Raw genomic sequence first — 6078 nt, 5'->3', positions numbered from 1 at the left:
TCCGGTGGGGAACATCTCTGTCCTGGCGATCCGCTCAGGACCCCGCGACGACGAACGGACTGCCTCCGAGCCGGGCCTTGATCCGGGCAGCGGCTGCCTGCGCCTCCGCGCGGGTGGCGAAGCCGCCGGCCCGCACCTTATAAAGTCCCTTGTCTTTCACGGTCACCGTGCTGAATCCGAGCGCGCGCGTCTTTCGGGCGGCATCCTCAGCGCCGGCCGCCGTACCGATGGCGGCCACCTGAACCTGAAACGCGGCGTGTGCGGGTGCGCGCGGTGCGGGATGCCGGCTGCTGTCGCGCGACGCAACCGGGGCGTGGGCCTTGCTGGTGTCGGCCTTCGCGCTGTCCGATTTGGTGCTATCCCCGGCCGCCTGCGTGCTCGAGTCGCCCCGCAGGTCGCAACGCTGGTACATGTAGCTGAGCTGATTCTGCAGCTCGATATCATCGCGCGACTGCGCCATCCCGTCGGCCAGCCAGCGGCAGGCGAGGCTCGGATTCTTCATGTCGAAGTAGGTCCGTGCCGCCCAGTACGCCGCCTGTGGCAGCAGCGGGGTCGAGGCGTAGTCGAGCCGCAGGCGCTCGAGATTGCGGGCGGCACCCTCGAAGTTGCGGGTGGCGTAATCCATCTGCACCAGGCGGAGCAGGGCGTCGTCGGCCCAGCTGGAACCGTTGTATTCGACCGCGACCCGCTGGAGCTGCCGCCGCATGTCGCCTGCGTTGTCGGCTACCATCGCCTGGGTGTAGAGGATCTGGGGATAGAGGGAGTCGCCGGGCGAGGTGGCGTCCAGCAGTCGCTGTACCTGGATCCGGGCCGAATCGCTCTGCCCCTCCTGGGCCAGCCGTACCGCCTCGGCCAGCCGGGGCTCGGTCTGGGCACGGGCCGGAGCGGCCAGTAGCAGGAGCGCGGCGACCCACGCGGGCACCGTGGCGAGAGCTCTCATGCGGCCTCCAGGAACGGGACCGTCACTCGCAGCACCAGGTCGGTGAGGAGACCGCATTCGTCGGAGATGGTGGTGCTCTTGATCCCCTGGTCCGTGTCGCGCGCGGCAGAGAGGCCGGCCCGAATGCGGGCCGCTGGCCAGGTGGCCGCCCAGCGGGCCCAGCGCGCGCTCTCCTTCTTGTAGTCCGGGAGACCGAAGATGCGGAGCCGGAGCAGGGTTTTGAACAGGAGGTCCTGGAGTCCCGCGCCACGCAGGCCGCGGTCATAGTGGCTGCGGGCGATGCCCACCCCCACCAGCGTGCTGCCCATCAGCGTGGTCAGCTTGACGCCCGAGACGCCGGGCTGATCGAGAATGGAAGGCAGGAGTGCCACCGCTCGGCCGGCGTGGCCATCGAACACGGCGTCGCGCCAGTCGTAGATCGTCTCGCCGTGGCGCACGCCCACCAGCGCGCCAACCTGTTCGGCGGTGAGCGGCGCTCCGGCGGGCAGCGCGGCGAACTTCTGCAGCTCCGCGGCCACCGCGCCCAGGTCTCCACCGACCGCCTCGAGCAGGTGATCGGCCGCCGCGGCCTCCAGCGTGACCTCCAGCGCCGAGGCGCGCCGGAGCAGCCATTTGCGGGCCCGCTCGGGCGGCAGCGGCTCGCAGGCCACCGCGTAGGCCCCGCGCACCAGATCCTTGTCCGGGTCCTCCTCGGCCGAGCTCTGGACCAGGAGCACCACGGTCTCGACCGCCGGCCGCTCGAGATACTTGAGGAAGGCCAGGCGGGTCTTGGGCCTCCGCTTCCAACCCTCGACCTCGCGCAGCACCACCACCCGGCGCTCCGCCATCATGGGCAGCGTGGTGCAGAGGGTGAAGATCGCTTCGGGGTCGAGCTGTCCGGCCGAGCGCTGGTCGAAGTTGAAGTCGCGAACGCCGGGGTCCAGCGCGCGATCGACCACGGCCCGGACCGCCTCGTCCTTGAGCACGTCCTCGGGGCCGTGGAGGTAGTAAACCGGCGCCAGCTCCCCCTTGGCGAGGGAGCGCAGCAGCGCGTCCAGCGTATAGGCGGGCATCCTCGAAGTTTACCCGCCCTACCCGCGGTGGAGGTAGGGCGCGCCGCTCAGGCGCTGAGCTCAGGCGCAGCGCACGAAGCCGTGGACGAACAGCAGCGCCGACAAGGTCTTTCCATCGCGAATCTCGCCCTGCCGGATCATTTCGATCAGCTCCGACCAGCGGCGGACGTGCAGCTCCATGAACTCATCCGTCTCGCGGCGGAGGTCGCCCTCCACCAGGTCGCGAGCGAGAAAGAGATGGATCTGCTCGTCGGTGAATCCAGGCGTGGTGTAGATGGTGGTGAGCCGGTCCAGGCGCTTGGCCCGCATGCCGGTCTCCTCCTGCAGCTCGCGGTAGGCGCACGCCTCCGGCGTCTCGCCGGGATCGAGCCGGCCGGCCGGCACCTCCCAGATGTAGCCGTCGGCCGCGTGGCGGAACTGGCGCAGCAGGAGGACGCGAGGGTCCTCCTCTCGCGGATCGTCCAGGAACGGGACCACCGCAGCGGCGCCCGAATGACGCAGCATCTCGAGCTCGCCGGTGGACCCGTCGGGGAAGCGCACGGTGTCGCGGTCGAGGTTCACGATGCGGCCGCTGTAGAGTCGCTCGGTGGAGACGAGAGTCATGGGTTCACCAGCTCCGCACCCATGCGATCGGGATCTTGAATCCCTCGGCGAAGAGGTAGCGGAGCTCCAGCACGGGGTTCTCGGAGATGGGGCTGCTCTCGGTGGGGGAGGTGTAGGCCTCGAGCGCGGTGCGGCGGGCCTCCAGCCGGAGCCGGAACATGTGGAACGGATCGCTCACCAGCAGCACCCGGCGCAGGCCGCGGCGGCGTAGCCACTGGGCCACGGCGGTCATCGAGGCCATGGTGGTCCGGCCCTCGGGTTGGACCACCACCGACGCTATCGGAACCCCGTGGGTGGCGAGATAGCGCTGGCCCACCAGCGCTTCGCTGGTGGTGTCGCGCGGGCCGATGCCCCCGGTCACCACCACCACTGGCGCGAGTCCGTCGCGATAGAGCCGCAGCGCATGATCCAGCCGGGCCCGCAGCACGGGCGAGGGCCGGCCGTTGTACTGGGCTGCCCCGAGCACCACGATCGCGTCCACCGGCTGCCGCTCGTCCTGCTGGCTCACCACCAGCACCATCACCAGCGCGACGGTGTATACGATCGCGCCGGCCAGCAGCAGCAATCCCAGCGCCTGGCGCAGGTGACGGACGGCGGCTCGCACGGGTTCCGGCTCCGCTAGAGGTCAAACGCTTCGCCGTGCTTCGGCAGGTGGACCTCGCGCACGCCTTCTTCACGCAGGATGGTGGCCATAGCGCCGAGCGCCTGAGGCTCGCCATGTACCGCGAAGGCGCGCCGGATCGGGCCGCCCAGACGCCGGATCCAGGCGCGGAGCTCGTTGCGGTCGGCATGGGCGGAGTAGCCGGCGATGGTCTCGATCTCGGCCCGGCGCTCGTGCTGCTGGCCCAGGATACGCACGGTCTCCTCCCCGTTCTGAAGCCGCCGGCCCAGCGTGTGCTCCGCCTGGAAGCCCACCAGGAGAATGAGGTTCCGGTGGTCGCCGATGTGGTTCGCCAGGTGATGGAGGATGCGGCCCGATTCCGCCATGCCCGACGCGGCGATGATCACCGCCGGTCCCTGCAGGGTGTTCAGCGCCATCGATTCCTTCACGTCCCGGACGTAGCGGACCATGGGGAAATCGAACAGATGCACCGCCTCCGTCACCAGCCGCTCGCGCTGGTCGAAGATCTCGGGGTGCATGCGGAAGACCGTCGTGGTGTCGACCGCGAGCGGGCTGTCGATGTAGATCGGCAGGTCGGGGATCCGTCCGGCGCGATGGAGCTGGTGCAGACTGTACACGATCTCCTGGGTCCGCCCGAGGGCAAACGCGGGGATCAGCACCTTTCCGCCGCGCGCCGCGGTGCGCCGGATCGCCTCGCCCAGTCGCTCTTCCGCGCCGCGCACGGTCCCGTGGTCGCGGTCGGCGTAGGTCGACTCGATGATCAGGGTATCGATCGGACCGGAGGGGGCCTCGGGGTCGCGAATGATGGGGAGCCCGGTCCGGCCGATGTCGCCGGAGAACACCAGCCGGTGGTTGCCGCCTTCGGTGATCCGGAGATCGAGCGAGGCGGAGCCGAGAATGTGGCCTGCCTCCACGAATTCCAGCGCCAGGTGCTTCCTGAGATGGGTGATCCGGCGATAGGGGACGCCCACCATCAGGTCCTGCACGGCGATCGCGTCCGCGGTGCTGTAGAGCGGCTCGCTCTCGGGCCCCGCCTGTCCCCGCCGCTGGAGGAACTCGTGATCCTTCTCCTGGATGTGGGCGGCGTCGGGCAGCATCACCGCGGAGAGATCGCGGGTGGCGGGCGTGGCGTAGATCGGGCCGTGGAAGCCGTGGCGAACCAGCAGCGGCAGCCGGCCGCTGTGGTCGATGTGGGCGTGACTCAGCACCACCCCGTCGAGCCGCCGCGGATCGAAGGGCAGGGTCGCGTTGAGCGCATGGCTCTGGGCCCGGCGGCCCTGGAAGAGGCCCGCGTCGAGCACGAACCGGCCCCCGGCGGCCTCCAGCAGATGCATCGAGCCGGTGACCTGCCCCGCGGCGCCCCAGAAGGTCAGACGGATGCCGGTCACGGGCGATCCCCTCGACGTCGAAGTGAGCTAGGCAAGGGTGCGGGTGCCGAAGAGCCGGTCGCCGGCGTCGCCCAGGCCGGGCAGAATGTAGCCGTGCGGGTTGAGCTGGCGGTCGAGCGCGGCGGCGAAGACCGGGACCTCGGAATGAATCTCGAGCATTCGGCCCACTCCCTCGGGCGCGGCCACCAGGCAGAGGAAACGGATGCGGCGGGCCCCCGCCTCCTTGAGTGCCGCCACCGCGGCCACGGCGGAGCCGCCGGTGGCCAGCATCGGGTCGAGCACGAAGAAGTCGCGCTCGATCTCCGCCGCCGGGATCTTGAAGTAGTAGTCGATCGGCTTGAGCGTGTCGTGGTCCCGGTAGAGCCCGATATGCCCCACCCGGGCCGACGGGATGAGCTGGGCGATCCCCTCGACCATGCCGAGGCCGGCGCGGAGGATGGGTACCAGGGTGAGCTTCTTGCCGGCGACCTGCCGGCCGGTCATCCGCTCCATCGGCGTCTCGACCTCCACCGGCTCGGTCGGGAGGTCCTTGGTGACCTCGTAGGCCATCAGCATCGCGATCTCGTTCACCAGCTGCTTGAAGTCGCGGGTGCTGGTGTGCCGGTCGCGGAGCAGCGAGAGCTTGTGCTGGATGAGCGGGTGATCGAGGACGGTGAGATTGGGGAAATTGGACGTCGGCATCCGTCCAATATGCGGGGGTACGGGGGAGGGGAGAAGGAGAGCGCTAGGACTCGAGCCGGAGCGAGACCGAGTGGCAGACCAGCTCGGTTACCCCACAGACGCTGGCGCGGAGGGTGCCGCGGACGTGCAGATGGCGGCCGGGAAGCCGGGCGGTGGGCGGGACGGCGAAATAGGCCGAGTCGGCGGTGAGCAGCGGGGCGTCGAAGCGGAGCACGGTGCCGTCCGGCAGCTCGAGCGCGGGCTTGAGGCGGGCGCTCACTTTGAGATCCGGCGGGGTGACGAGGGTCAGGCGAGTGTCGGCGCCGAGAGACGTGGTCTCCAGGCGGAGCGTTGGCGCCGCGGAGGATGGGCCGCGGCAGGCTCCGGAGAAGAGGAGCACTGCCGCGGCCGCCGCGCGGTACCAGCCGAGGGCAGTCACTCGGCCAGCAGCTCGCGGATCCGCGCGTCCCACGTCTGGTAGCTTCCGTCGTTCAGGTGGAACTCTCCGTAGCCCTCGTACCGGATGGTGCCCTTCTTGTCGACCAGCACGAAGCTGGGCCAGTAGCGGATGCCGTAGAGGTCCCAGGTTCTAGTGTCGTTGTCCTGGGCGACGGGGTAGTCGATGTGATACTGACGGAGCGCGCGCTCCACGTTGCCCTTGTCGTGCTCACCGGCGTAGGGCGGAAACTCCGGCGTATGGATGCCGATGATGGTCAGGCCTCGATCGCGGTACCGCCGATCGAAGTCCACCAGGGAGGGGACGGTGTTGGTGCAGTTGTAGCAGGTGAAGACCCAGAAGTTGAGCAGCACCAC

The 6078-nt window shown here is 69.6% G+C and carries 8 protein-coding genes; all 8 read right to left on the bottom strand.

Annotation, left to right across the window (positions count from 1 at the left end):
• Nucleotides 1-34 precede the first annotated feature (34 nt).
• Complete coding sequence (locus VHR41_00560; GenBank protein HEX3232654.1) at nt 35-940, bottom strand: SPOR domain-containing protein; 906 nt, start codon at nt 938-940, stop codon at nt 35-37.
• Nucleotides 937-1992, bottom strand: coding sequence for a DNA polymerase III subunit delta (gene holA / locus VHR41_00555; GenBank protein HEX3232653.1), 1056 nt, complete (start codon nt 1990-1992; stop codon nt 937-939). The genes VHR41_00560 and holA overlap by 4 nt, the downstream gene beginning before the upstream one ends.
• A gap of 60 nt (nt 1993-2052) precedes the next feature.
• A complete protein-coding gene (locus VHR41_00550) occupies nt 2053-2595 on the bottom strand; it encodes an NUDIX hydrolase (protein ID HEX3232652.1) in 543 nt (180 codons plus the stop codon).
• 4 nt (nt 2596-2599) lie between these two features.
• On the bottom strand, nt 2600-3199 hold the full coding sequence (locus VHR41_00545; protein HEX3232651.1) for a YdcF family protein: 600 nt from the start codon (nt 3197-3199) through the stop codon (nt 2600-2602).
• Nucleotides 3200-3213: 14 nt separating this feature from the next.
• Complete coding sequence (locus VHR41_00540) at nt 3214-4605, bottom strand: MBL fold metallo-hydrolase (protein HEX3232650.1); 1392 nt, start codon at nt 4603-4605, stop codon at nt 3214-3216.
• 27 nt (nt 4606-4632) lie between these two features.
• Nucleotides 4633-5286, bottom strand: a complete 654-nt coding sequence (gene upp / locus VHR41_00535; protein HEX3232649.1) for a uracil phosphoribosyltransferase — start codon at nt 5284-5286, stop codon at nt 4633-4635.
• 43 nt (nt 5287-5329) lie between these two features.
• Complete coding sequence (locus VHR41_00530; GenBank protein ID HEX3232648.1) at nt 5330-5704, bottom strand: hypothetical protein; 375 nt, start codon at nt 5702-5704, stop codon at nt 5330-5332.
• On the bottom strand, nt 5701-6078 hold a 378-nt coding region (locus tag VHR41_00525; protein HEX3232647.1), incomplete at its 5' end, for a redoxin domain-containing protein. The genes VHR41_00525 and VHR41_00530, both read right to left, overlap by 4 nt.

The sequence above is a fragment of the Gemmatimonadales bacterium genome (assembly GCA_036265815.1).
Classification (GTDB): Bacteria; Gemmatimonadota; Gemmatimonadetes; order Gemmatimonadales; family GWC2-71-9; genus CAVVWJ01.
Note: the sequence above shows the minus strand (reverse complement) of the source record. Positions and strands in the feature narration are given on the sequence as shown.